24 protein-coding genes and 1 pseudogene are annotated in these 25,449 nt (G+C 71.0%); 13 read left to right on the forward strand and 12 right to left on the reverse strand.

Annotation, left to right across the window (positions count from 1 at the left end):
- Position 1: 1 nt before the first annotated feature.
- Together KZI27_RS13795 and KZI27_RS13800 are read left to right on the forward strand one after the other, a co-directional pair.
- Positions 2-772: a succinate dehydrogenase iron-sulfur subunit gene (locus KZI27_RS13795; RefSeq protein ID WP_222658056.1), complete on the forward strand. Its 771-nt coding sequence runs from the start codon at positions 2-4 to the stop codon at positions 770-772.
- A gap of 52 nt (positions 773-824) precedes the next feature.
- A complete protein-coding gene (locus tag KZI27_RS13800; protein ID WP_222658057.1) occupies positions 825-1,469 on the forward strand; it encodes a TNT domain-containing protein in 645 nt (214 codons plus the stop codon).
- A 70-nt stretch (positions 1,470-1,539) separates the two neighbouring features.
- Here the strand turns inward: KZI27_RS13800 and KZI27_RS13805 are convergent, their stop codons facing one another.
- From KZI27_RS13805 to KZI27_RS13825, 5 genes are all read right to left on the reverse strand, one after another.
- A complete protein-coding gene (locus KZI27_RS13805) occupies positions 1,540-2,235 on the reverse strand; it encodes a DUF805 domain-containing protein (protein ID WP_222658058.1) in 696 nt (231 codons plus the stop codon).
- Entirely contained in the window at positions 2,232-2,810 is a 579-nt protein-coding gene (locus tag KZI27_RS13810; RefSeq protein WP_222658059.1) for a DUF805 domain-containing protein, read from the reverse strand. The genes KZI27_RS13805 and KZI27_RS13810 overlap by 4 nt, the downstream gene beginning before the upstream one ends.
- 70 nt (positions 2,811-2,880) lie before the next feature.
- On the reverse strand, positions 2,881-3,405 hold the full coding sequence (locus KZI27_RS13815) for a DUF805 domain-containing protein (protein WP_222658060.1): 525 nt from the start codon (positions 3,403-3,405) through the stop codon (positions 2,881-2,883).
- A gap of 109 nt (positions 3,406-3,514) precedes the next feature.
- Positions 3,515-4,447, reverse strand: coding sequence for an NADP-dependent oxidoreductase (locus KZI27_RS13820; RefSeq protein WP_222658061.1), 933 nt, complete (start codon positions 4,445-4,447; stop codon positions 3,515-3,517).
- Between the two features lie 73 nt (positions 4,448-4,520).
- Positions 4,521-5,807 (reverse strand): ice-binding family protein, encoded by a 1,287-nt coding sequence (locus KZI27_RS13825; RefSeq protein WP_222658062.1) that lies wholly within the window; start codon positions 5,805-5,807, stop codon positions 4,521-4,523.
- Between the two features lie 186 nt (positions 5,808-5,993).
- Here KZI27_RS13825 and KZI27_RS13830 point away from each other — a divergent pair, with 186 nt between their 5' ends.
- A complete protein-coding gene (locus tag KZI27_RS13830) occupies positions 5,994-6,953 on the forward strand; it encodes a diacylglycerol/lipid kinase family protein (protein ID WP_222658063.1) in 960 nt (319 codons plus the stop codon).
- 72 nt (positions 6,954-7,025) lie between these two features.
- Here KZI27_RS13830 and KZI27_RS13835 read toward each other — a convergent pair whose 3' ends face one another.
- From KZI27_RS13835 to ptsP, 4 genes are all read right to left on the reverse strand, one after another.
- Entirely contained in the window at positions 7,026-8,192 is a 1,167-nt protein-coding gene (locus KZI27_RS13835) for a mannitol-1-phosphate 5-dehydrogenase (protein WP_222658064.1), read from the reverse strand.
- Positions 8,189-8,626, reverse strand: a complete 438-nt coding sequence (locus tag KZI27_RS13840) for a PTS sugar transporter subunit IIA (RefSeq protein WP_222658065.1) — start codon at positions 8,624-8,626, stop codon at positions 8,189-8,191. Before KZI27_RS13840 ends, KZI27_RS13835 begins: the two co-directional genes overlap by 4 nt.
- Positions 8,627-8,715: 89 nt before the next feature.
- Positions 8,716-10,254 (reverse strand): PTS mannitol transporter subunit IICB, encoded by a 1,539-nt coding sequence (locus tag KZI27_RS13845; RefSeq protein WP_222658066.1) that lies wholly within the window; start codon positions 10,252-10,254, stop codon positions 8,716-8,718.
- A 68-nt stretch (positions 10,255-10,322) separates the two neighbouring features.
- Complete coding sequence (ptsP, locus tag KZI27_RS13850; protein WP_123313774.1) at positions 10,323-11,978, reverse strand: phosphoenolpyruvate--protein phosphotransferase; 1,656 nt, start codon at positions 11,976-11,978, stop codon at positions 10,323-10,325.
- 252 nt (positions 11,979-12,230) lie between these two features.
- On the opposite strand from ptsP, the gene KZI27_RS13855 reads away from it, so the two are divergent.
- From KZI27_RS13855 to KZI27_RS13900, 10 genes and pseudogenes are all read left to right on the forward strand, one after another.
- Entirely contained in the window at positions 12,231-13,001 is a 771-nt protein-coding gene (locus tag KZI27_RS13855) for a DeoR/GlpR family DNA-binding transcription regulator (RefSeq protein ID WP_222658067.1), read from the forward strand.
- Positions 13,002-13,070: 69 nt separating this feature from the next.
- Positions 13,071-13,343: an HPr family phosphocarrier protein gene (locus KZI27_RS13860; RefSeq protein WP_222658068.1), complete on the forward strand. Its 273-nt coding sequence runs from the start codon at positions 13,071-13,073 to the stop codon at positions 13,341-13,343.
- A 283-nt stretch (positions 13,344-13,626) separates the two neighbouring features.
- Positions 13,627-14,469, forward strand: a complete 843-nt coding sequence (locus tag KZI27_RS13865; RefSeq protein WP_222658069.1) for an exodeoxyribonuclease III — start codon at positions 13,627-13,629, stop codon at positions 14,467-14,469.
- Between the two features lie 42 nt (positions 14,470-14,511).
- Complete coding sequence (gene trpS / locus KZI27_RS13870) at positions 14,512-15,522, forward strand: tryptophan--tRNA ligase (RefSeq protein ID WP_123313778.1); 1,011 nt, start codon at positions 14,512-14,514, stop codon at positions 15,520-15,522.
- Between the two features lie 2 nt (positions 15,523-15,524).
- On the forward strand, positions 15,525-16,082 hold the full coding sequence (locus KZI27_RS13875) for a GNAT family N-acetyltransferase (protein WP_222658070.1): 558 nt from the start codon (positions 15,525-15,527) through the stop codon (positions 16,080-16,082).
- Positions 16,083-16,202: 120 nt separating this feature from the next.
- Positions 16,203-17,294, forward strand: coding sequence for a bifunctional diaminohydroxyphosphoribosylaminopyrimidine deaminase/5-amino-6-(5-phosphoribosylamino)uracil reductase RibD (gene ribD, locus KZI27_RS13880; RefSeq protein ID WP_261784241.1), 1,092 nt, complete (start codon positions 16,203-16,205; stop codon positions 17,292-17,294).
- A 29-nt stretch (positions 17,295-17,323) separates the two neighbouring features.
- Positions 17,324-17,947 (forward strand): annotated as a pseudogene (gene ribA, locus KZI27_RS13885) (GTP cyclohydrolase II); the annotation flags it as partial.
- A 188-nt stretch (positions 17,948-18,135) separates the two neighbouring features.
- Positions 18,136-19,515 (forward strand): MFS transporter, encoded by a 1,380-nt coding sequence (locus KZI27_RS13890; RefSeq protein WP_222658073.1) that lies wholly within the window; start codon positions 18,136-18,138, stop codon positions 19,513-19,515.
- Positions 19,516-19,674: 159 nt separating this feature from the next.
- The gene (locus KZI27_RS13895) at positions 19,675-19,890 is read left to right on the forward strand and encodes a hypothetical protein (RefSeq protein WP_111084200.1); all 216 of its coding nucleotides are present in this window, start codon (positions 19,675-19,677) and stop codon (positions 19,888-19,890) included.
- 7 nt (positions 19,891-19,897) lie between these two features.
- Positions 19,898-21,751: an ABC transporter ATP-binding protein gene (locus KZI27_RS13900; protein WP_222658074.1), complete on the forward strand. Its 1,854-nt coding sequence runs from the start codon at positions 19,898-19,900 to the stop codon at positions 21,749-21,751.
- A gap of 19 nt (positions 21,752-21,770) precedes the next feature.
- On the opposite strand, the gene KZI27_RS13905 is transcribed toward KZI27_RS13900, so the two are convergent.
- The 3 genes from KZI27_RS13905 to dacB are packed head-to-tail and all read right to left on the reverse strand — an operon-like array spanning position 21,771 to position 25,446.
- Positions 21,771-23,240 (reverse strand): NAD-dependent succinate-semialdehyde dehydrogenase, encoded by a 1,470-nt coding sequence (locus KZI27_RS13905; RefSeq protein ID WP_261784242.1) that lies wholly within the window; start codon positions 23,238-23,240, stop codon positions 21,771-21,773.
- Positions 23,241-23,293: 53 nt separating this feature from the next.
- Complete coding sequence (locus KZI27_RS13910; RefSeq protein ID WP_222658076.1) at positions 23,294-23,914, reverse strand: isochorismatase family protein; 621 nt, start codon at positions 23,912-23,914, stop codon at positions 23,294-23,296.
- A 23-nt stretch (positions 23,915-23,937) separates the two neighbouring features.
- On the reverse strand, positions 23,938-25,446 hold the full coding sequence (gene dacB, locus KZI27_RS13915) for a D-alanyl-D-alanine carboxypeptidase/D-alanyl-D-alanine-endopeptidase (RefSeq protein WP_222658077.1): 1,509 nt from the start codon (positions 25,444-25,446) through the stop codon (positions 23,938-23,940).
- Positions 25,447-25,449 lie beyond the last annotated feature (3 nt).

The following is a 25,449-nucleotide window of genomic DNA, read 5'->3' on the forward strand; positions in this document are numbered from 1 at the left end:
GATGACCGACACCCTGGTCTCCGACGCACCCCGGACCGACACCACCGCGGCGCCTCCCGGGTCCTTCTCCGTCACGCTCATCATCCGGCGCTTCGACCCGGACGTCGACGACGAGCCGCGGTGGCAGGACTTCGACGTCATGATGCTGCCGACCGACCGCATCCTCGACGCCCTGCACAAGATCAAGTGGGACCAGGACGGTTCCCTGACGTTCCGTCGGTCCTGCGCACACGGCGTCTGCGGCTCGGATGCGATGCGCATCAACGGCCGGAACCGTCTGGCGTGCAAGACCCTGATCAAGGACCTCGACGTCTCGAAGCCGATCTACGTCGAGGCGATCAAGGGCCTGCCGCTCGAGAAGGACCTCGTCGTCGACATGGAGCCCTTCTTCAAGTCCTTCCGCGAGGTCCAGCCGTTCCTGCAGCCCGCGACCGCCCCCACCCCGGGCAAGGAGCGCATCCAGTCGGTGGCCGACCGTGCTCGGTTCGACGACACCACGAAGTGCATCCTGTGCGCCGCGTGCACCTCGTCCTGCCCGGTGTTCTGGACCGACGGGCAGTACTTCGGGCCGGCCGCGATCGTGAACGCGCACCGGTTCATCTTCGACTCCCGAGACGACGCCGCGAACGTCCGCCTCGACATCCTCAACGACAAGGAAGGTGTCTGGCGCTGCCGCACGACCTTCAACTGCACCGACGCGTGCCCCCGTGGGATCCAGGTGACGAAGGCGATCTCCGAGGTCAAGCAGGCCGTCATGCGGGGCCGCGCCTGACACTCGGGGTCGTCCAAGACTCGACATCGACTCCACCGATAGGCTCCGCTCCATGACGTTCGCGGCCACCCGCCCCATCCTCGACCAGCTCGGCTACACGATCCGGTACGTGCAGCTCCCCGGAGAGACCCTGCACGAGCCGCCGGTCGAGGGCGCGCTCCGCGTGGTCCCGGCCGAGGCGTCCGACGAGTTCGCGCTCGAGGTCGTCGACTACGGCACGGCCCGTCGCCTCGCCACCGCGCGGGGCGAGGAAGACGCGGTCGAGATGCTCCGTCGGTTCCTGAACCGACCGTTCCCGGCCCCGCGCGACATCGCCCGGCATGAGCTCGACGGGCTCCGCGACCGTGCGGCGTCGACGTACCCGCAGCTGGCGCAGCAGGTATCGCAGGCCGGCGAGCAGGGTCTGACCATCCAGATCCCCGCCGGCGTCCCCGTCGACCGCATCGGTGGTCCGGACGGCTACCTGCTGCACCCCCTCGACACCCCGCTGCCGAGCCGGTCGCTCCCGCCGCACGTGGCCGGGGTGCCGGAGACCCACCGCTACCTGGTCGAGCGCCCGTTCATGGTGATCGTCCGCTTCGTGCAGCCGTGGTTCGACCAGCCGGGCGGTGCGCTCCGCTTCCAGATCGCCGACCCCACGGTCACCGTGCGTGACCTCGTCGTCGACGGTGCACTGGCTCGACTCCGCGTGGTCTGACACCTCGCCCGACGCAGATCGGCCCGCACCGCGCATTCGCGCAGTGCGGGCCGATTGCCGTTGAGCGGCGCTACGCCCGGTCGGGACGGTCGTACTGCGCACCGGCCGGGTTCGGCGGCAAGCAGCCGAACACGATCGCGGCGACGCTCACGAACAGGCCGATGATCCAGAGCGCACCGGGCAGGTTCGCGTCGTGGACCCGACGCCACCCGAGCGCGAGGTTCGGCACGAGCGTCGCGAGCCACCACAGCCCGTAGAGCGCGAGCAGGACGAACGCGAACGGCGACGGCGCCGACGAGCCGACCGTGTTGCCGTACTCGTCGATCCGGGTGTTCGCGGCGATGGACGAGAACAAGATCGCGTAGAACCCGCCGAACAACACGACGGTGACGATCGCGTTCGCCAGGATCCAGTACCAGTACTCACTCCGGCTGGCGCGCCCGTCGAACCGGGCGTACTTCTTGAAGAACCGCGTGAAGGCGTCGAGGAACCCGGCACCGTAGAAGGGTGCCCACAGCGGCGGGGCACCGTCAGGCCCGACCGGGATCGGCGGACCGGCCTGCGGGTAGGGGTCGGCGTACTGCTGGCCGTACCCGGGCTGCTGCCCGTACCCGGGCTGCTGCCCGTACCCGGGCTGCTGCCCGTACCCGGGCTGCTGGCCGTACGGCCCCGGCTGCTGCCCGTACCCCGGCTGCTGGCCAGGGTCAGGCTGCCCCGACGGCTGGTCGCCACCGGGCTGGCCCCACTGCGGTGTGTCGTTGCTCATCGAGCGCCGGTGGGTCGGTCGTAGCGCTCGCCCTGCGGGTTCGAGGGCAGCAGGCCGAACACGATGCCGACGATGCCGACGAAGATCGCGATGATCCACAGGGCACCGGGCAGGTTCGCGTCGTGCAGGCGACGCCAGCCGAGGGCGAGCGTCGGGACGATGATCGCGAGACCCCAGAGCAGCGCGAGGATGCCGGCGATCACGAAGAGCGCGGACGGGCTGGTGACGGTCGACTGCACGCTCGCCGAGGTCGCGGTGGACATCGACACCGTCGAGCGCTCCGACGTGGCGAAGCCGATGCCGTACAGGATGCCGAGGACGATCCCGACGATCGTGTTCGCCAGGTACCACCACCAGAACTCGCTGCGGCTCGCGCGGCCGCTGAAGGTCGCGTACTTCTTGAAGAAGCGTCCGACGGCCTTGCCGAAGGAGATCCCGTACCAGGGTGCCCAGATCGGCGGCTCGCCGTTCGGGCCGGCCGCCGGCTGCTGGCCGTACTGCGGCGTTCCGTTGTACGGCTTCGGCTGGCCGCCCGGCTGCTGGCCGGACGGGTTCTGCGGGTACTGGTCACTCACGGTGTCCCCCTCGATCGTTGGCTGGTAGTCGGGTCCGAGTCAACCAGAACCGTCGCGCGGCCGTCGCTCGCTACCCGCGGTGGGGTTCGTCGTAGCGCTGCCCCTGCGGGTTCGAGCCCATCAGACCGACGATCAGCGAGAACAGGACACCGAGCGGCGGGATGATGAAGAAGAAGGCGAAGTACCCACTGAGGTTCACGTCGTGCAGTCGTCGCACCGTCAAGGCGATGAAGCCGAGGGCGCAGGCCAGGGACCACAGCCCGCTCAACCCGTTCGATGCGTCGTCGACGAACGGCAGGACGTCGAAGAACCCGCCGACGATGCCCGTGGCCGCCGAGCCGATGACGTACCAGAGGGCCCAGAACCAGAACTCCGACTGGCTCGCGCGGCCGTCGAACCGGACGTACTTCTTCCAGAACCGCGGGAACGCTTGCACGAACGGGATCCCGTACCAGGGCGCCCACATCGGGGGCTGGCGCTGACCGGACGGCTGCTGGCCGTACGGTCCGGGCTGCTGGCCGTACGGCCCGGGCTGCTGGCCGTACGGTCCGGGCTGCTGGCCGTACGGGTTCTGCGGCGGGTACTGGTCACTCACTGGTTCGTTCCTTCCGGGGCCGGCTGCGATCACCGTCGATTCTGGCAGCGGCAGCGGCCGGACGCGTCCCCCCAGCGGAGGACAGCACGGCGACAGGGCTCCGACCGGCTCAGGGCAGCAGTGCCAGCTTGCCGCCGGGGTGCCCGGACTCCAGCAGCTCCGCGGCCGCCTTCGCCTCGGCGAGTGGGAACGTGCGCGCAACCGGGACCTCGAGCTCGCCGGCCGCAGCCAGGTCGATCAGTCGCTGGCGCACCGAGTCACGGAACGCCTTGCTCTCGGGCTGGGCTCCGCCGATCGCCGCGAACCCCGCCTCGGCGGCGCGCGCCGGCGCGGCGATGGTGACGATGCGGTCGCGGTCGGCGACCACCGCGAGCGAGACGTCGACGGCCTCGTCGGTCCCGACGCAGTCCAGTGCCACGTCGATGCCGGAGGGCGCGATCGACCGGACCCGCGCCTCCAGGCCGTCACCGTACGCGACCCACTCGCCGCCGAAGCGTCCGACGACGTCCGCACCACGCTCGGAGGTCGTGCCGATCACCCGCGCGCCGAGCAGGCGGAGCTGCTGCAGCAGGCTCACGCCGACCGCCCCCGACGCGCCGTGCACGAGCACGGTGTCGCGCCCGGCGGCGCGCGTGACGCGCAGCATGTCAGCGGCGGTCGTGCCCGCGAGGAGCAGGTTGGCTGCCTCGGGGAACCCGAGCACCGCGGGCTTGGCGAACACGTCGGCCGCCGGCACCGTCAGTTCCGAGGCCCATCCACCGGCGACCCGGAACGCCAGGACCTCGTCGCCGACCGCTCCCCCACCCGACGCGATGGTCGTGTCGGGTCCGACGGCGGTGAGCACCCCGGCGACCTCGTAGCCGACGAGGACGGGCAGGTCGGCCGGGTCCCCTTGCCGCGTGTGCTTGGTGTCGGCAGGGTTCATGCCAGCGGCTCGGACGGCGATCGTGACCTCGCCGGGCCCGGGTGCGGCGACCTCGGTGTCCACGAACTCGAGGACCTCGCTGCCGCCGAACCGCGGTGCCACCCAGTGCTTCGTCATGCGGCCGACGCTACGCCGGGGCCACCGACACCGTCAGTGCCGGGACGACCGACGGCGCCGGCTCCGTCACCCGTCAGTGGTCCTCGGACAGGATCCGGCGTCGTGCACGGAGCGTCCGTCCACGGAGCACCATCACGGCGATGCCGGCGAGCAGCATCGCGCCCGCCGCGGTGAGCGGGATCGTCGGGTCGCTCCCCGTGAAGGCGAGCTCGGTGGTGCCGCCACCACCACTGCCGTTCCCACCCACGACCGGCACGGCGGGAGCGGTCGAGGCGGGTGTGGTGGGAACCGGTGCCGGAGCGGTCGGTGTCGGTGTCGGTGTCGGCGTCGCGGTGGGCGCGGGCGCGCGGACGGTCACGACGTACGTCTCGGTGTCCGGCGGTGCGGTGCCGTTGTCGACCGTGATCGTCACCGTGGTGGTACCGGGTGTGGTCGGCGTGCCGGAGATGACGCCCGTGTCCGGGTTGATCGTGAGTCCCGGCGGCAGGGTCCCGCCGTCGGAGTACGTGGGTGCGGGGTTGCCCGTCGCGGTGACGGGGAACGAGTACGGCGTCCCGGCGGTCGCGTCGGTCGGGGTGCCGGACGTGATCGTCGGTGCGACGCTCTCCGACGGTGTTCCGGCAGCCGGGCAGTTCGTCGGCCGGGTGATGGTGTTGTTGTCGAGCGTCACCGATGCGTTCCGGGCGAGCAGTCGGCCCACGACGGTCGCACCCGTCGTGGCGGTCACGGACTGGTCGGCGAGGACAGTGCCCTGGAACTGGGCGGCGGTCCCGATGGTCGCGGAACTGCCGACCTGCCAGAACACGTTGCACGAGCTCGCCCCGCCGGTGATGACGATCCTCGTACCGGACCCGATGGTCAGGGTCGATGCGGCCTGGAACACCCAGACGGAGTCCGCGCTGCCGGCGAGCGTCAGCTGGCCGTTGTTCGCCAGCTGGAGCGTGCTGCCGTTGTAGACGCCCGGGGTCAGGCTCAGCCCGTTGAGCTCCTCGAGTCCACCGCGCGTGGGGGTCAACGACGCCGCGACGCCGTACGCGGTCGTGGTGTCGGCCTGCGCCTGGGCCGCGGCGGCGTCGGTCTGGTGGACGGTGCCGTTCACGATCCCGTTGCCGGGACCACCGAAGCCGGTGATCGACGTACCGGGCGAGACGCCGAGGTCGCCGTTGACCACGCTCGGCCCCGTGTTGGTGACGCTCTGGGCGCCGAGGACCCCGTAGCTCGCGGCGGTCCCGAGGCCCACGGGGCCGTCGATGATGGTGGCGGCAGACGCAGTTGAGGAGGCGCCGACGGCGAGCACGGCGGCCAACCCGATCCCGGTGCTGACGACAACGAACGGACGGAAGATGGGGTTTCTGGCCACGACGGCCCCTGCCTGTGATGGCGAAGTGCGGAAAGAGCGTCGGAGACACCCGGCGTTCACCGTGTCCCGAGTCTGTCCGTATCGCATGTGTTCCGCGGCCCTGACTCCCAGGTTCGCCCGGATCAGCCGATACCGGATAGAACCCGCCCGTTCTGGTCGACGACGACTGTTCGGTATCGTCCTCTCATGCCGCGCGCCGCGATCGTCGTCAATCCCGTCAAGGTCGACCTGCGGGTCCTCCGCAACACCGTGGCCGCCGAAGAGCAGCGGAACGGCTGGGCGCCCACGACCTGGTTCGAGACGGCGGCGTCCGACGACGGCCTCGCCGCCGCACGCGAGGCGCTGGCCGCCGCGCCGGACGTCGTCCTGGTCGTCGGTGGCGACGGCACGCTGCGCGTCGCAGCCGAGGCACTGCACGGATCCGGCGTGCCGCTCGCCCTGCTCCCCGTCGGGACCGGGAACCTGTACGCCCGGAACCTGCGCATCCCGCTGAACGACGTCGCCGGCTCGGTCCGAGCCGCCTTCAGCGGGACCGATCGGCCGGTCGACCTCGCGTTCGCCGACCTCACCGACCCGCAGGGCACGACGACACGCCACGCGTTCCTGGTGATGGCCGGCATCGGACTCGATGCGAACATGGCGGCCAACACCAACGCACGCCTGAAGAAACGGTTCGGGTGGCTCGCCTACTCCGACCCGATCATGCGGTCCGTCATCGGCAACCGGCAGATCGACCTGCGGTACGCACTCGACGACGGCGACACCCGGACGATGCGGGCGCACACGGTCATCGTCGGGAACTGCGGGACGCTGACCGCCGGCGTCCTCCTGCTGCCCGAGGCGGAACCGGACGACGGGGTCCTCGACGCGGTCGCGTTCCGACCGGGTCGGACGGTCGGGTGGGCCGGGGTCGGCTACGGGCTGTCCCTGAACCGGTTCTTCCACCGGACCGGGTTCGGGCGCTTCCTGTCGTGGCTCATCCCGGCCACGCGGACGCTGCGGTACACGAGCGCGCGGGTCCTCGACCTCGCGCTCGATCACCCCGAGCAGATCCAGCTCGACGGTGACCCGTTCGGCACCGTGGTCGCGGTGCGGCTGACGGTCGACCACGGCGGGCTCACGATCCGGGTGGGGCCGTCGCGGTGACCACGTGACGACGGGAGGCCCGGTGCCAGCTGGCACCGGGCCTCCCGTCGTCATCGGGCCACGTCGAGAGCGTCAGCCGCGCGCGACACGCACCCGGTCCGCGAACGCCGCGTGCAGCGGGTGCTCCGCGGCCAGGCCGGTGATCTGCGTCACCACGTCGGCATCGGACGTGTCCGAGGCCAGGAGTGCCTGCAGCTCGACGCTCTGCTCGTCGTCCGCGACGTCGAAGCGGAGCGCCGCGCCCATCGCGTCGAGCAGCGCGGTCGGCTCGGTGCCGTCCTCGGCCAACGACGCGGCCGGCGAGACGAAGCGCTCGTCGCGCGACAGCTTGCGGAGGGGCTGACGGCCGACGCGCGTCACCGTGTCGGGCAGGTGCGGGTTCTCGAACCGCGCGATGATCGCCTGGACGTAGGCACGGTGCACCTCGGGGTCGAGTTCGTGACGCCGCACGAGCAGGTCGCTCGTCTCGGCGAGCACGGACTCGAGCTCGGAGCGCACGGCCGGGATCGCGACGGCGTCGGAGATCTTGTCCGCACCGGCGACGAAGCCGTGGTACGCGACGGTGGCGTGCCCGGTGTTGACCGTGAAGAGCTTGCGCTCGATCGAGGCGGCGAGGCCGTCGACGTAGTGCGCACCGGGGATCTCCGGCTCGTTCCCGCCGAACGGCGTGCGGTCGATGGCCCACTCGAAGTAGGTCTCGACGGTGACGTCCAGGCCGGCACCCTCGGGCTGGGCCGGCACGATGCGGTCGACGGCGGTGTTCGCGAAGACGGCCTTCGCCAGCGCCGCGTCGCGGCCCTCGGCCGGGAGCGCGTCGACGATGAACTCGCGCAGGCGGTCCGTGGCGTTCAGCGCGTTCTCGCACGCCATCACGGCGATCGGAGCGGCCGAGGCGTCGCGGGCGACGAGCGCACGCGCGATGACCGGGGCGATGAACTTCAGGACGTTCGGGCCCACGGCGCAGGTGACGACGGCGGCGGCGGCGATCTCGGCGACGACACCGTCCTCGTCCTGCGCGCTGTTCAGCGCACGGAAGTTCGTGACCTCGTGGTCCTGCGCGCCGGCGCCGACCTCGTGGACGGTGTACGAGTCGGCGGCGGCCAGGGCGTCGATCAACGGCGCGGCGACGTCGGCGAAGACGACCTCGTAGCCCGCTTCGTGCAGGAGCAGCCCGACGAAGCCGCGGCCGATGTTGCCGGCTCCGAAGTGGACGGCGGTGCCCCGGTCGGTGGTGCTCACTCGTTGACCTCGCCGAGGATCGACAGGATCGCGCTGGTGTCGGCCGCGTCGGTGAGCTTCTGGACCTCGTCCTCGTCGGAGAACACGATCGCGATCTTGGACAGGATGTCGAGGTGCTCGTTGTTCACGCCGGCGATGCCGACGACGAAGCGCACGGGGTTGCCGTCCCAGTCGATCGGGCTGGCGTAGCGGATGAACGACAGTGCGGACGAATTGATGGCGTCCTTCGCGTCGTTGGTGCCGTGCGGGATGGCGAGGAAGTTGCCCATGTACGTGGACACGCTCTTCTCGCGCTCGAGCATCGCCGGGTAGTAGTCAGCGGTGACCGCGCCCGCAGCCTCGAGGATCTCGGCCGCCTCCTTCATCGCCTCCGACTTGGTCGGCGCGGTGTCCTCGGTGTGGATCCGGATCTGGCTCTCCTGCAGGACGGGCATCGTGGTTCTCCTTGGTGTTCGAGGGCGTGTCGGAGGGGACGGGTCAGCCCCGTCCCCTCCGATACTGCACTTCGTTACTGGTGGTGGCGTTACTGGTTCTTGAGCTGCTCGACGACCTGGTCGTACTGCGGCGCGTTCATGAAGTTGCCGACCGACACGTGCTGTGCGTTCGGGTTCTTCTGCTTGGCGCGGTCCGTCAGTTCCTCCTGCGTGATGATCAGGTCCTCGTCACCGGTCAGGTTCGCGATCGCCTTGTTGGACACCGTGACCCCTTCGATGCCCGCCTTCTTGATCTTGTTGCGCAGGACGCTGGCGCCCATGGCGCTCGAGCCCATGCCCGCGTCGCAGGCGAAGACCAGGTTCTGGACCTTCGTCGCGGTGGCGGTGGTGCCCGACGCGGCGGCCTCTTCGGTGTTCGCCGGGGCGTTGGTGCCGAGCAGACCCGCCGTCGCCGAGTTGACGTCGCGGCCCTTGTTCGCCTGGAGCTTCGCCATCGCGGCACTCATGTCGCCGCCGCCGTTGGCCAGGTCGCGCTTGCGGCTGGCGAGCAGGAAGAACGACGAGACCGCGAAGGACACCGCGGCGGACAGGACGACCGACAGGATGACGCCGAGGAAGCTGTTGCGCTCCGTGGCACCGAGCACGGCGAAGATCGACCCGGGCGACGCCGGAGCGACGAGGCCGGACTGGAACGCGACGTTCGTCGCGACGCCCGTGGCACCACCGAGGATGACGGCGATGAACAGGACCGGCTTCTGCAGCACGTACGGGAAGTAGATCTCGTGGATGCCACCGAAGAACTGGATGATGATCGCGCCGGGAGCGGTCGAGCGCGCGATGCCGACACCGAAGAAGGTGAAGGCGAGGAGCAGACCGAGGCCGGGGCCGGGGTTCGCCTCGAGCAGGAACAGGATCGACTTGCCCGACTCCTGGACCTGCTGCGCGCCGAGCTGGTCGAGCACACCGTGGTTGATCGCGTTGTTGAGGAAGAACACCTTGGCCGGCTCGATGATGACGCTGGCGAGCGGCAGCAGCGAGTGCTGGACGAGGAAGTTGACCGCGTCGCCGAGGCCCTCGGCGATGAGCTTGAACAGCGGGGCGAGCCAGAAGAACCCGGCCATCGCCAGACCGAAGCCGAGGATGCCGGCCGCGTAGTTGTTGACGAGCATCTCGAAGCCCGGCTTGATCTTGCCGTCCCAGATCTTGTCGATCTGCTTGATGAGGTACGCACCGAGCGGTCCGCAGATCATCGCACCGAGGATCATCGTGGTGCCGTTCGCACCGATGATGACGCCCATGGTCATGATCGACCCGACGACGGCGCCGCGGGTCTCGTAGACCATCCGGCCGCCCTGGATCGCGATCGCGAGCGGGATGAGGTAGGTCAGGATCGGCCCGACCAGGCCGACGTTGGCGACGCCGCCCGTCTCACCGAAACCACCGAGGATGCCCACGGGCGTCCAGCCGGTCTCGATGAAGAAGGCGGTGATGATGCCCCACGCGATGAAGATCGCGATGTTGGGCATGACCATGCCGGAGAGGAACGTGCCGAACTTCTGAACGGCGACGCGTGCGCCGCCCCGCGACTTCGCGGGTGCGTCGGGCGCTGCAACGGACGACGTTGTCATGTGCGGTGACTTTCTGTGTGGTGGAGCTGCTGCGTGGTGCGGGGAGGGGTGGTGCCGGTGGTGCGTGCTCAGGCGGCGTGCGCTGCGGCCGCGGCGGACTTCGCGGCCGCCGCCGTGCTCGCGGCGAGTGCCGCCTGGGCCATCTCACGGGCCTGCTCGAGCGTGTGCTGACCGAGTTCGGCGCGCACGTCGGCCAGGGCCGCGGGAGTCATGGAGAGGGTGGTGGCGCCGAGGCCGACGAGCACCACGGCGAGCAGCGGGTCGGCCGCGGCCTCACCGCAGATGCCGACGGCCTTGCCCGCGTCGGCACCGGCCGCTCCGAGCTGCGCGACGAGGCGCAGGACGGCGGGGTGCCACGGGTCCTGGTACGACGCGACGGTGCCGAGCATGCGGTCGGCGGCCATCGTGTACTGGGTCAGGTCGTTCGTGCCGATCGACACGAAGTCCGCGTTCTGGAAGACCTGTTCGGCCATCAGGGCGAGCGACGGTACCTCGGCCATCACGCCGGCGGTGCGGATGCCGAGCTCGCGGGCCAGGGTGACGAAGTACTCGGTCTCCTCGGCGTCGGCGACCATCGGGGCCATGACCCAGAGGTCCGCCTCGGTCGCGGCGTCGGCCTGGGCCAGGGCGACGAGCTGGTCGCGCAGGACCTCGGGGTGGTTCCGCAGCGCACGGAGGCCACGGCGGCCGAGCGCGGGGTTCTCCTCGTCCTTGTCGGTGAGGAACGGCAGCGGCTTGTCGGCACCGGCGTCGAGCGCGCGGACGACGACCTTCTTGCCCGGGAACGCGGCGAGGAGCTGGCGGTACGACTCGGTCTGCTCGTCGACGGTCGGCGCCTTCGGCGAGTCGAGGAAGAGGAACTCGGTGCGGAAGAGCCCCACGCCCTCCGCACCGAGAGCAACGGCACCCGCGGCGTCGGCGGGGCTGCCGAGGTTCGCGAGCAGGGGCACGACGTGACCGTCGGCGAGGGCACCGGCGGTGAGCGGTGCGGCGGCTGCGGCGAGCCGGTCGGCGATGCGCTGCTCGACCTCGGACACGAGCGACTCGGACGGCTCGGTGACGACGGTGCCGGCGACGGCGTCGACCACGATCGCCTGACCGTCGACGAGGTCGTCGGCGCCGGTGACGCCGACGATCGCGGTGATGCCCTTGGCGCGGGCGAGGATCGCGGTGTGCGAAGTCGGACCGCCGTCGCGGGTGACCAGCGCGAGGACCTTGTCGAGGTCCAGCAGCGCGGTGTCGGCCGGGGCGAGGTCACGGGCGACGAGGACGAAGGGGGTGTCCGACTCGGGGACCCCGGGGGCGTGCACGCCGCGGAGCTTCGCGATGATGCGCTGGGCGACGTCGTCGAGGTCGGCTGCGCGCTCCCCCATGTAGCCGCCCATGCCGACGAGCAGGTCGCGGAACTGGGCGAACGCCTCGTACACGGCGCGCTCGGCGTTGGTGCCGCCGTCGATGCGCGTGTGCACGTCGTCGAGGAGCGTCGGGTCCTGCGCCATGAGCGCCTGCGCCTCGAGCACGGCCTGGGCGTCGCCGCCGGCGAGCTGTCCGCGCTTGTTGAGGTCCTCGGCCACGGCGGCCAGTGCGTCGTGCACGGCCTGCTTCGCGTCGTCCGCCGAACCGGTCAGGGCGTCCTTCGACGGTTCGCCGAGCGGGTCCGCCATGCGGAGCACGGGGCCGTGGGCGACGCCACGGCCGACGCCGGTGCCGAGCAGTTCGGACATTCGAGACTCCTTCATCTCACACGCGCTTGCGGTGGGGTGTTCGTTCGGTGCGCGCACGGCTGAGACGGGACCTCGCCGGTGCGGCTGAGCAGCACACTACCCCGATCCGCGTTGACAAACAAACACATCCGGGGATAAAAATGCAGAAACAGATGCCCGTTTGCGTCTGGCGGCCAGCCGCTCCGGTTCGGTTCCGTCAGGTTCGTGCCCGGACATGTCCGTTCCGTTCCGACCAGGAGACGACGAGGTCCGATGTACGCACCAGAACGCCACCAGCGCATCGTCGAGCAGGCGCGCGCGCAGGGGCGGGTCGACGTCAAGGACCTCGCCGAACTGCTCGAGGTCACGCCGGAGACCATCCGTCGCGACCTGACGAGCCTCGAACGCCGCGGGCTGGTCCGACGTGCCCACGGCGGCGCGATCCCCGTCGAGCGCATCACGATCCACCCCGGCGTCGGCGACCGCGGCGGCATCAACCAGGCCGAGAAGATGGTCATCGCCGAGGCCGCGCTCGAGGAGCTGCCGGAGAACGGCTCGGTCATGATCGACGCCGGCACCTCCACCATCTGCCTGGCCGAGATGCTGCCGACCGACCGCGGACTCACCGTCGTCACGCACTCGCTCCCCGTGGCGATGGCCGTCGCGAACCGTCCGGGCATCGACCTCCACCTGCTCGGCGGCAACATCCGCAGCGACTCCCTGGCCGGCGTCGGCACGTGGACGCACCAGCTCATCGGCATGGTCAGCGTCGACGTCGCCTTCGTGAGCATCAACGGCATCACCCCGGAGCGCGGCCTGACGACCCACAACATGGCCGAGGCGGCGGTGAAGTCGGCGATGATCAAGTCCGCCCGACGGAGCATCCTGCTCGCCGACCACACCAAGTTCGGTCGCGAGGAGTTCGGCCGCGTCGCACCCCTCGCCGCCATCGACACGATCATCACCGACCCCGCCGTCAACCTCGACCTGGTCCGCGAGGTCGAGGCCGCCGGCACCGAGGTGTTCTGGCCCGGTCGACCCTGACCGCTCGCCCGACCCGCCCATCCGGCGCTCGCTAGCATGAGCGCACCACCCATCGACAGGAGTACATCGATGTCCGAAGCCACCCGCACCGTGACCGTCGCCAGCGCGTCCGGACTGCACGCGCGCCCCGCGTCCCTCTTCGTCCAGACCGTGACGGCCTCGGGCCACCAGGTCACGATCGCCAAGGGCGACAAGTCCGGCAACGCCGGCAGCATCCTCGCCCTGCTCGGCCTGGGCATCGAGAACGGCGACGAGGTCGCCCTCACCGTGACCGGCGACAACGCCGAGACGACCGCCGACAGCCTGGTCGAGTTCCTGCAGACGGACCACGACGCGGCCTGATCGCGCGGTTCGACGGACGGGAGGCACGGTGCCAGCTGGCACCGTGCGTCCCGTCCGTCCGTGCTCGCCCCCACCGCCCCGCCCCGCCCCGCTGTCCCGCCCACCGCCCCGCCCCGGGGGTTCCGAAATCTCGGAACCTCGGTGTCCCTCCGGGCGATCTGCGGAACCTCGGCGACGCGCACACGGCGAGTCGTGGAACCTCGGCGACGGGCGCACGGCGAGTCGTGGAGCCTCGAACCGGTGCGGCCCAGGGCTGTCGGCACCCGCCGATAAGGTGGTCTGCATGACACGCCTGCGCCTCGCATCCGTCAACGTGAACGGCGTCCGCGCCGCCTTCCGCAAGGGCATGGGCGACTGGCTCGCCACCCGCGACGTCGACGTGCTGGCCCTGCAGGAGGTCCGTGCCTCGACCGAGGACCTCGAAGGTCTGCTCGGCGACGGGTGGGACATCGTGCACGACCCGGCCACCGCGAAGGGCCGGGCGGGGGTCGCGATCGCCTCGCGGCACTCCGCGCACATCCACCGCGTCGCGCTCGGACCCGACGACTTCGACTCCGCCGGCCGGTGGCTCGAGGCCGACTACGAGATCGGCGGCACCACGGTCACGGTCGTGTCCACCTACGTCCACTCGGGCGAGGTCGACACCCCCAAGCAGGACGAGAAGTGGAAGTTCCTCGACGCCATGACCGAGCGGCTGCCCGCACTCCGAGCGCACAACCCGCTCGCCGTCGTCGTCGGTGACCTGAACGTCGGGCACGACCAGCGCGACATCAAGAACTGGAAGGGCAACGTCAAGCGTGCGGGCTTCCTGCCGCGCGAGCGTGCCTACTTCTCGCGCTTCTTCGGTGCCGACGGCGAACCGGTCGAGGGCGCGGACGGCTCGACGGGGCCCGGCCTCGGTTGGGTGGACGTCGGGCGCGCGCAGGCCGGCGACGTCGAGGGGCCCTACACGTGGTGGTCCTGGCGCGGACAGGCGTTCGACAACGACACCGGCTGGCGCATCGACTACCAGATGGCCACGCCCGACCTCGCGGCGAAGGTCACGGAGTACACGGTCGACCGGGCTTCGGCGTACGACCAGCGATGGTCCGACCACGCCCCCGTGGTCGTCGACTACGAACTCTGACCCCCTCTGCTTGCGCTCCACCTGACCCACAGGAACACCACCATGACCAAGACCCGCATCTTCTCGGGCATCCAGCCGTCCGCCGGCTCACTGCACCTCGGCAACTACGTCGGGGCGCTCATGCAGTGGCGCGACCTGCAGGACGACTTCGACGCCATCTACTGCGTCGTCGACATGCACGCGATCACCTCGCCGCAGGACCCGGCAGAGCTCCGCGCGAGCACCCGGGCGACGGCAGCGCAGTACATCGCGTCGGGCATCGACCCGACGAAGTCGACGCTGTTCGTGCAGTCCCACGTGCCCGCACACGCCGAGCTCGCCTGGGTGCTCAACACCCTCACCGGGTTCGGTGAGGCGAGCCGCATGACCCAGTTCAAGGACAAGTCGGCGCGGCAGGGTTCCGAGGCGGCCTCGGTCGGGCTCTTCACGTACCCGGTCCTGATGGCGGCCGACATCCTGCTGTACGACACCAAGGTCGTGCCGGTCGGCGACGACCAGCGGCAGCACGTCGAGCTGACCCGCGACCTGGCCGGACGCTTCAACTCGCGGTTCGGCGACACGTTCGTCGTGCCCGAGGCCCGGATCGGCACCGAGACGGCGCGCATCTACGACCTGCAGGACCCGACGAGCAAGATGAGCAAGTCGGCGGCGTCCGACAGTGGCCTGATCCGTCTGCTCGACGACCCGAAGCGCACCGCGAAGAAGATCAAGTCGGCCGTCACGGACGACGAGCGCGAGATCCGCTCGGACCGCCAGGCCAAGCCGGGCGTGACGAACCTGCTCGCGATCCTGTCGGCGTTCAGCCGGACCCCCGTCGCCGAGCTCGAGGCCTCGTTCGCGGGCAAGGGCTACGGGGACCTCAAGGGCGCGGTGGCCGAGGCCGTCGTCGCCGAGCTCGAACCGGTGCGCGCCCGCACGCTCGAGCTGCTCGACGACCCGGCGGAGCTCGACCGTCTGCTGGCCGTCGGCGCGGACCGTGCCGAGTCCATCGCGCAGGAGACCCTGGCGCGCGTGTACGACCGGATCGGGTTCGTCCCGCGCTCGCGCGGCTGACCGTGCTGCCGGTCACGCTGGAGTCCGCCGGGGTCCGACTCGACGTCCCGACCCGGGCGGACACCGCGGCCATCACCGATGCCTGCCAGGACCCGGACATCGTCCGCTGGACGACGATCCCGACGCCGTACCGCGAGCAGGACGCACGGACGTTCGTCGACGCCCTCGTCGGTCCGGGGTGGGCATCGGACCGCGAGTACACCTGGGCGATCCGTCGCCGCGGATCGACCTGGCTCGAGGGGATCATCGGCTACCGCACGGCGGGCCGTGACCTCGGCTTCTGGCTGGCGCCCTCGGCCCGCGGTGCCGGCTTGATGCACGACGCGGTCGAGCTCGTCGTGGAGTGGGCGTTCGCCGACGGAGCCCCGGACGTCTACTGGGAGTGCTACGAGGGCAACACGGCGTCGGCCGCGGTCGCCCGGAGCGCCGGGTTCTCGTTCACCGGCGTCGGGCCCGCACGGATCCCCGGACGCGACGGCGGACCGACGACCGCGTGGACCGCCCTGCGCCGGGCCGACAGTGCGCCCGCATCGGACCTCCCGTGGCCCGACGCTCCGTGACGCAGCGCCCCGTGACCCGGTCCCGCATGACGCCACGCTCCCGACGATGACGCGTCACCGATCCACCGCCGGTAGGCTCGATCCGTGAGCGACACGGCACGACCCACCGAGGTCCGGGCGATGCGCCGCGGACTCGAACTCGCGGCCCTGGGCCCGGTCGTGGGCGACCACGCACGGGTCGGCGCGGTGATCCTCTCCCCCGACGGCGACGTCCTCGCCGAGGGGTGGCACAAGGGTGCCGGCACCCCGCACGCCGAGGTCGACGCGATGGCGAAGGTCGACCCGGCACAGCTGCGCGGCGCCACGGCCGTCGTCACCCTCGAACCCTGCAACCACACCGGACGGACCGGCCCCTGCGCGGTCGCCCTGATCGAGGCCGGGGTCGCCCGCGTCGTGTACGCGATCGACGACCCGGGCGCGGACGTGCACGGCGGTGCCGACCGGCTCCGGGCCGCCGGGGTCGACGTCGTGTCCGGCGTGCTCGCGGACGAGGCCGAGGCGTTCCTCGAACGGTGGCTCCTGTCGGTCCGCCTCGGCCGCCCCTGGGTCACCGTGAAGTGGGCCTCGAGCCTGGATGGCCGCGCCGCCGCTGCCGACGGCACGAGCAAGTGGATCACCGGCGCCGCCGCCCGGCAGCACGTCCACGAGCAGCGTGCCGCGCACGATGCGATCCTCGTCGGCACCGGCACCGTGCTGGCCGACGACCCGAGTCTCACCGCTCGGGGCGACGCCGGCGAACTGCTCGCCGACCAGCCGCTCGCGGTCGTGCTCGGCGACCGCGCCGTGCCCGACGACGCCGCGGTCCGACGACACCCGCGCGGGCTCGTGACCCTGCCGGGGCGCGACCTCGCGGCCTCGCTCGCCGCCCTGCGCGGACACGGCGTGCACTCGGTGTTCGTCGAGGGCGGCCCCACCGTCGCGTCCGCACTCATCGCCGCCGGACTCGTCGACGAGTACCTCGTGTACGTCGCCCCCGTCCTGCTCGGCGGACCCCGCGTCGCCCTCGACGACCTCGGAGTGGGAAGCATGTCCGAGCGTCGGCGGTTGGACGTACTATCGACCACCAGCCTCGGCCCCGATCTGCTGGTCCGAGCCCGACCGCAGCGCACCGACACGACGCAGCCGCAGCAGCAGCAGCAGCAGCAGCAGCAGCACGATGCAGCACCCGGGTTCGGAGACGACGGGCCCACGAACGACCGGAGCACCCCATGACCGACGCGCTGACCTCCTCCACCCCGGGCAGCCCCGTCCAGTTCGAGGTCTCGACGAACGTCCCGACCACCCACGGCACGTTCCAGATGCGCGCCTACCGCGACCTCGTCACCGGTGCGGAGCACGTCGCGATCATCGGTGCACTGCCCGACGGGTCCGCACCGTCGGACGGCGCCCTGGTCCGTGTGCACTCCGAGTGCTTGACCGGCGAGGCGTTCGGGTCGCTGAAGTGCGAGTGCGGACCCCAGCTCGACGCCGCCCTCGACACCATCGCCGCCGAGGGCGGGGTGGTGGTCTACCTGCGCGGGCAGGAAGGGCGCGGCATCGGACTCATCAACAAGCTCAAGGCCTACCGCCTGCAAGAAGACGGCCTCGACACGCTCGACGCCAACCTGGCGCTCGGGCTGCCGGCCGACTCACGCGCGTACGGCGGGGCCGCCGGCATCCTCGCCGACCTCGGCATCACCCGGGTGCGACTGCTGTCGAACAACCCCGAGAAGCGTCGGCAGCTCGAGGAGCACGGCATCACCGTCGAGTCGCTCGTGCCCCTGGTCGTCGGCGTCTCCACGCAGAACGCGGGGTACCTCGACACCAAGCGCGACCGGATGGGGCACCAGCTGCCTGCACACATCGAAGCGGGCGCGGCCAGCTGACTCTGGGCTGATTCGCAGGTGGGCGACATCTGTCGTACGATGGTGGCTTCCGTCACAAGCGGTCCCCCACCAACCGAACGCACCCGATCGGTGCCCGCGCCACCCCGCGCGAACCGATCGGTGTCCGCCGCTTCGGGTACCCGTGCTCCCTGCCAGGAGCGCGCACCACGGAAGACCACACGACACCCATGACCGCCGCACCGGCACCAGCAACCCCGACCTCAGCTCCGGCACCAGCAGGCAACCCGCGCTCGCGCGTCGTCATCGCCAGCCTCGTCGGCACCTCGATCGAGTTCTACGACTTCTACGTCTACGCGACGGCGGCGGTCCTCGTCTTCCCGACGCTGTTCTTCCCGAACGAGGACCCCACGGCATCGCAGCTGTCGTCGTTCGTGACGTTCGCCCTCGCCTTCTTCGCGCGGCCGATCGGGTCGATCATCTTCGGGCACTTCGGTGACCGGGTCGGCCGCAAGACCACCCTCGTGGCCTCGCTGCTCGTCATGGGTACCGCGACGTTCCTGATCGGCTGCCTGCCGACGTTCAGCAGCATCGGTGTCTGGGCTCCGGTCCTGCTCGCCGTGATGCGCTTCGCCCAGGGTGTCGGCCTCGGTGGTGAGTGGTCCGGTGCGGCCCTGCTCGCGACCGAGAACGCCCCGAAGGGCAAGCGCGGCGTCTTCGGTTCGATGCCGCAGCTCGGCGCGCCGATCGGCTTCCTGCTCGCGAACGGCCTGTTCATCGCGATCAACGCCGCGATGCCCGCCGGCGCCGACGGCACGCCGAACGCCGACTTCCAGGCGTGGGGCTGGCGCATCCCGTTCCTGCTCTCGGCGGTGCTGGTCATCGTCGGGCTCTACGTGCGCTTCAAGCTCGTCGAGTCGCCGGTGTTCCGCGGCGTCCAGGAGTCCGGCACGGTCGCGAAGATCCCGCTGGGCCGGGTGTTCCGCACCTCGTGGAAGGCGCTCATCGTCGGCACGCTCGGCATGGTCGCGACCTACGTGCTCTTCTACTTCATGACGACGTTCACGCTGTCCTACGGCACCACCGGCGCCGAGGCCAGCCCGCTCGTGCCGAAGGTCGGCCTCGGCTACAGCCGTGGCGAGTTCCTGACGCTGCTCATGATCGGCGTCGTCTTCTTCGGCATCTTCACCCCGATCGCCGGCATGCTGGCCGACCGGTTCGGTCGCCGGAAGACCCTCATCCCGACCACGATCGGCATCGCGCTGTTCGGTCTGACGTTCCAGTTCTGGTTCGCGGCGTCGCAGGGTCCGATCACGGTCGTGACGTTCCTGATCGTCGGGCTGTCCCTGATGGGTCTGACCTTCGGGCCGATGGGCGCGCTCCTGCCGGAGCTGTTCCCGACGAACGTCCGGTACACCGGCTCGGCGATCGCGTACAACGTCGCGTCGATCCTCGGCGCCTCGCTCGCTCCGACCATCGCCCTGGCGCTCTGGCAGCCCGACGGCAACATCTTCCTGGTCGGGCTGTACCTGACGATCGCCGCCGTCGTGACGCTCGTCGCGCTGCTCTTCGTCCGTGAGACGAAGAGCAAGGAGTTCGCCGACGCCTGAGACGTCACCACCGACGGACGGGAGGCCCGGTGCCAGCTGGCACCGGGCCTCCCGTCCGTCGTGTCCGCGCCTCGACCGCCCGGCGCGCGATGCCGACGTACCAGCCTGTCCGTCAACTCAGGTTGACAGATGTCGGTGCGTCAATGTAGGTTGACACCCATGGACCGACCGACCATCACGAGCCTCGCGGCCGGCGCCTCCGGGGACGACCCGTTCTCCGCCCTCGCCAGCGTGCGCGAGCTCCGCCGTGAACTCGACCGGACCGAGGAACTCGCTGCCCGCGCCGCCCGCAACGCCGGGGCGTCGTGGCAGGAGATCGCGACCCTGCTCGGTGTCAGCCGACAGGCAGTGCACAAGAAGTACGGCAGAAACTAGGAACACGATGAGCCTCCCCTTCGCGCGCCCCAAGAAGACCGACGGCCCCCGCGCCACCTTCGGCCGCCTGTTGTCCTACCTGTTCGAGAACAAGCCGGCGATGGTCGTCATCATCGTGCTCAGCATCCTCGGCGCCGGGGCGTCCCTCGCGCAGCCGTTGCTCGTCAACCAGGTCGTCACGGCGGTGCAGCAGGGCAACACGCTCAGCACGCTCGTGTGGCTGCTCGTCGGGCTCGTCCTGGTCGCCGGCATCCTGAACGGTGTGCAGCACTTCCTGCTCCAGCGTGCGGGTGAGGGCGTCGTGCTCTCCACGCGCCGCAAGCTCATCGCACGCATCCTCAACCTGCCGATCTCGGAGTTCGACACCCGTCGCACCGGCGACCTGGTGTCCCGCGTCGGCAGCGACACCACGCTCCTGCGCGCCGTCCTCACCCAGGGCCTGATCGAGTCGATCGGCGGCGCCCTCACCTTCATCGGCGCGATCATCGCGATGGCGGTCATCGACCCGCTGCTCCTCGTGATCGTGGTCGTCATCGTCCTGGTCGCGATCGTCGTCGTCGGCGGGCTGAGCCGTCGCATCCGGGTCGCGTCGAAGCGCGCGCAGGAGAAGGTCGGTGACCTGACCGCGGCCGTCGAGCGCGGCATCGGCGCCGTCCGCACCATCCGTGCCGCGGGCGCGACCGAGCGCGAGGTGCACGAGGTCGACGGACACGCGACCGAGGCCTACCAGCGCGGCCTCGACATCGCGAAGATGTCCGCGTTCGTCGTGCCGGTCGCGAGCATCGTCATGCAGGTGGCGTTCATCGCCGTGCTCGGCGTCGGCGGCGCGCAGGTCGCCGCGGGCACCATCACCATCGCCACGCTCATCACGTTCATCCTGCTGCTCTTCATGATGATCATGCCGCTCGGTCAGGCGATGGGCGCCGCGGTCGCGGTCGCCCAGGCGCTCGGTGCGCTCGGCCGCATCGAGGAGATCCTGCACCTGCCGACCGAGGCGCAGGACGACGCTGCTGCGCGCCCCGCCGCCGCCGTCGCCTCCGACGACGCCATCACGTTCGAGCACGTCACCTTCCGCTACGCCGCCGCCGCGGATGCATCGGGGGCCGACGGCGCGGTCGCGTCCGACCCCGCGGACCGTCCAGGAGGCCCGGATCGCCTCGCCGACGAACGTCCGGCCGACGACGTGGTGCTCCATGACGTGTCGTTCCGCGTTCCCCGCGGCTCGCGTGTGGCACTCGTGGGTCCGTCGGGTGCCGGCAAGTCGACGACCCTGGCCCTGATCGAGCGGTTCTACGACCCCACCGAGGGCGTCATCCGGCTCGGTGGCATCGACGTCCGGGGCATGGACCGCCAGGAGCTCCGTGCCCAGATCGGCTACGTCGAGCAGGATGCCCCGGTGCTCGCCGGCACCATCCGCGCCAACCTGCTGCTCGGGTCGCCCGACGCCACCGAGGACGACTGCGTCCGGGTGCTCGAGGCCGTCAACCTCGGCGAGGTGCTGCACCGCGATCCGCGCGGGCTGGACGCCCAGGTCGGCGAGGACGGGGTGATGCTCTCCGGCGGAGAACGGCAGCGCCTCGCGATCGCCCGCGCGCTGCTCGCCGCTCCCCCGATCCTGCTGCTCGACGAGTCGACGTCCTCGCTCGACGGCGTGAACGAGCAGAAGATGCGGCTCGCCATCGACGCCGTCGCCGAGGACCGCACCCTGCTCGTCATCGCGCACCGGCTGTCCACCGTCGTGGACTCGGACGTCATCGTCGTGCTCGAGCACGGCCGGGTCGTCGGTGCCGGCACACACTCCGAGCTCGTCGAGTCGACGCCGCTCTACCGCGACCTGGCGAAGCACCAGCTGCTGGTCTGAGACCCGCCGCCGGGCGCGTTCAGGCGGCGAACGGGTCCGGGGTGAGCACGTACACGGTCTCGAGGTACTCCTCGATGCCCTCGTGCGAGCCCTCACGGCCGAGGCCGGACGACTTCACCCCGCCGAAGGGGAACGCCGCGTTCGACACCACGCCCGTGTTCAGCCCGAGCATCCCGGTCTCCAGGCGCTCGGCGAGCCGCTGCCCACGCGGGAAGTCCGTCGTGAAGGCGTAGGCGATGAGCCCGAACTCGGTGTCGTTGGCGAGCCGGATGCCCTCGTCCTCGGTCGCGAAGCGGGTGATCGACACGACCGGTCCGAAGATCTCGGTCGTCAGGATCTCCGACCCCGGCTGCACCTCGTCGAGCACGGTCGGCGCGAAGTAGGTGCCGGGCCGCTCGACGCGGTGTCCACCGGTGACGAGCCGGGCGCCGCGGGCGACGGCGTCGTCGACGAGCCCGGCGGCCTTGTCGACTGCGCGGTCGTCGATGAGCGGACCCATCGTCGTACCGTCCTCGGTGCCACGGCCGATGCGGAGCGCGTCGACCTTCGCGGTGAGGGCGGCGACGAACGCGTCGGCGATGCCCTCCTGCACGAAGAACCGGTTCGCGGCGGTGCAGGCTTCGCCGACGTTCCGGAACTTCGCGAGCATCGCGGCGTCCACCGCGGCGTCGAGGTCGGCGTCGTCGAAGACCAACAGGGGCGCGTTGCCGCCGAGCTCCATGCTCGTCTTCAGCACGTTGTCCGCCGCCTGCTTGAGGAGCGCGGACCCCACCGGCGTCGACCCGGTGAACGTGAGCTTGCGGAGTCGACGGTCCGCGATGATCGGCTCGGACAGCCCCTTGGCGTCGAGGGACGGCACCACGTTGAGGACGCCGTCCGGCAGCCCGGCGCGGCGGAACAGCTCGACCAGGAACAGCGTGGTCAGGGGGGTGAGCTCGGCGGGCTTCACGACGACCGTGCAACCGGCCGCCAGCGCGGGACCGATCTTCCGGGTGGCCATCGCGAGCGGGAAGTTCCACGGGGTGATCGCGTACACCGGACCGACCGGACGCTTCAGGACGATGGCGCGTCCGGTGCCCTCGGGGGTGGTGCGGTAGTCGCCGCCGATGCGGACGGCCTCCTCCGAGAACCAGCGGAGGAACTCGCCGCCGTAGACGACCTCGCCGCGGGCTTCGGCCAGGGGCTTGCCCATCTCGAGCTTCATCAGGGCGGCCAGGTCGTCCTCGCGCGCGCGGACCAGGTCGAACGCGCGGCGCAGCACGTCGGAGCGCTGCCTCGGTGCGGTGGCGGCCCACTCCTGCTGCGCGGCGACCGCGGCGTCGAGTGCGGCGATGCCGTCCTCGGGGGTGGCGTCGGCGACCTCGGCCAGGACGTCGCCGGTCGAGGGGTCGCGGACGGCGAACGTGGCGCCGCTCGTCGACGACCGCCACGCCCCGCCGATGAACAGGCCGGTCGGGACGCCCCGCACGGTGACGTGGTCGTCGCCCACGGTCGTGACGAGGTCGCCGGTCGTGGTGTCGGTGTCGGTGCTCGTGGTGTCGGTCACAGCTGTGCTCCTCCGGGGTTCGCGAGCCCCTCGTCCATGTCGCTGCGGTCGACGTGCCCGCCGGCCGCTCGGATCTCGTCGAGCGCGCGGTCGCTGCGCTCGGGGTCGACGCCGGCCACCAGGTCCTCGTAGACGGCGACGTCGATGCCGGCGGCGCGCGCGTCGAGGGCCGAGGCCCGGACGCAGTGGTCGGTGGCGATGCCGACGATGTCGACGGAGTGCACCCGGTGCTCCGTCAGGATCTCCGGCAACGGCACGCCGTCTTCGGTCCTCGCCTGGAACGCCGAGTAGTCCGGCGTGCCCTGGCCCTTGAAGACGTCGACGTCGATCGGATCGGTGTCGAGCTCCGGGTGGTACTCGGCGCCCGGCGTGCCGGCGACGCAGTGCACGGGCCACGTGTCGACGAAGTCGGGGCCCTCCGGTCCGGCGAAGTGTCCGCCGTTGTCGTCGTCGCCGTGGTGCCAGTCGCGGGAGCCGACGATCAGGTCGTACTCCTCGGCGTGCCGGCCGAGGAACGCGCTGATCCGTTCCGCGAGGGCCGCGCCACCGGTCACCCCGAGCGCACCGCCCTCGGTGAAGTCGTTCTGGACGTCGACGATGAGGAGAGCCCGTGCCATGGGCCCATCCAACACCCGGTGACTCAGGAGTCGGTGAGCTTGCTCCCGCAGGAGTACGTCGCCGCGGTCACCGCGTCGAGCGCCGGCAGGGCGGCCGCTCGCGACGACCCGATGGCGTAGAACGCGAAGGTCAAGCGTGATCCGTCCGCGGCGTCGATGTACCCGCCGAGCGTGTTCGCGCTGTCGATCCACCCGGTCTTCGCGTGCACCTTGCCGCGCGCGACGGCGTTCGCGCCGGTGAAGCGGCTGGCGAGGGTGCCGGACTGGCCCGACACGGGCAGGGCGTTCGCGAGGGTCCCGAGGCCCTTCGCACCCGCGGCGACCTGCACCATGAGGTTGGCGACGAAGTTCGGCGACACCGCGTTCGCAGCGCTCTCGCCCGACCCGTCCTTGATGACGATGCCGGCCGGGTCGACGCCGTAGGAGCCGAGCGCCGACTGGTACACCGAGGTGAGCGACGCCGCCGAGCCGTTCGAGCCGGACTCCTTCGACGACACCCGGGCGAGCATCTCGGCGAGGGTGTTGTCCGAGTTGGGGATCATCTGCCCGACGAGCGTCGACACCGGCTGCGACGACACCGTCGCGATGGTGTTCGTGCTGGTCGTGGCACGCTTGACGATCTGCGCGTTCGCGGCGCCCGCCACCCCGGCGTTCGCCAGTGCCGTCCGGAACGCCGCACCGGCCCGACCGACCGGGTCCTCGGACCGGGGCGAGGTCGCCGCGGCCGGGTTCGCCCGGTCACCGTCGACCATCAACGCGGTGACCTTCGGCTGGTAGCCGATGGTGCGCTCGGACACCGGCCACGTGGGGTCCCACGCGTCGGCGTCGCTCCAGTACGTGTCGTCGGTCACGATCGTGGTGACGGCGGCGTCGCCGACCTTCGCCTTCACCTGCTGAGCGAGCTGCGCGAGCGTCGGGGCGCCCGGGTAGACCGTGCCGTTGCCCGCCGACAGGGTCGCGTCGCCGTGTCCGACCAGTGCGATGGTCCCGCCGGACTCCTGCGTGACCGTGGTCGGGATGCGGTGGTCGCCCCCGAGCACCGCGAGTGCCGTCGCCGTCGTCAGGGTCTTCATGACACTGCCGGTCTGGGCTGGCGTGTCCCCGTCCTTCGAGAACAGGACCTCGCCCGTCTTCGCGTCCATGACGTAGCCCTCGAACGCGCCGAGACCGCTCGCCGACGCCGCGCCCGCGATCGAGCAGGTGCGCAGCGCGGACGGGCCGGCCGGGTCCTTCGGCACGGCGCGGGCGTCCGGGGTCGGTGTCGGCGTGCTCGTCGGTCGCTTCGTCGCGGCGGTCGAGCGACTCGGCGTCGACGTCGCGCTCGAGGTCGTCGGCGGTGCCGCGGACGTGCGGGTGTCCGGTGTCATCGCCGCGGCGACCGCGACGGCGCCGCCCGAACCGACCACGAGCAAGGCGGCGAGCCCACCGGCGATCCAGGGCACCGGACGTCGCACGGCGGAGGCGCGCGCTGCTGCGACGGCGGCGCGGAGACGCTCCGGTACGGAAGGCGGGGTGGGCTGCTGCTCGGACATCGC

This window comes from Curtobacterium sp. TC1 (assembly GCF_019844075.1).
In the GTDB taxonomy this organism is placed as follows: Bacteria; Actinomycetota; Actinomycetes; order Actinomycetales; family Microbacteriaceae; genus Curtobacterium.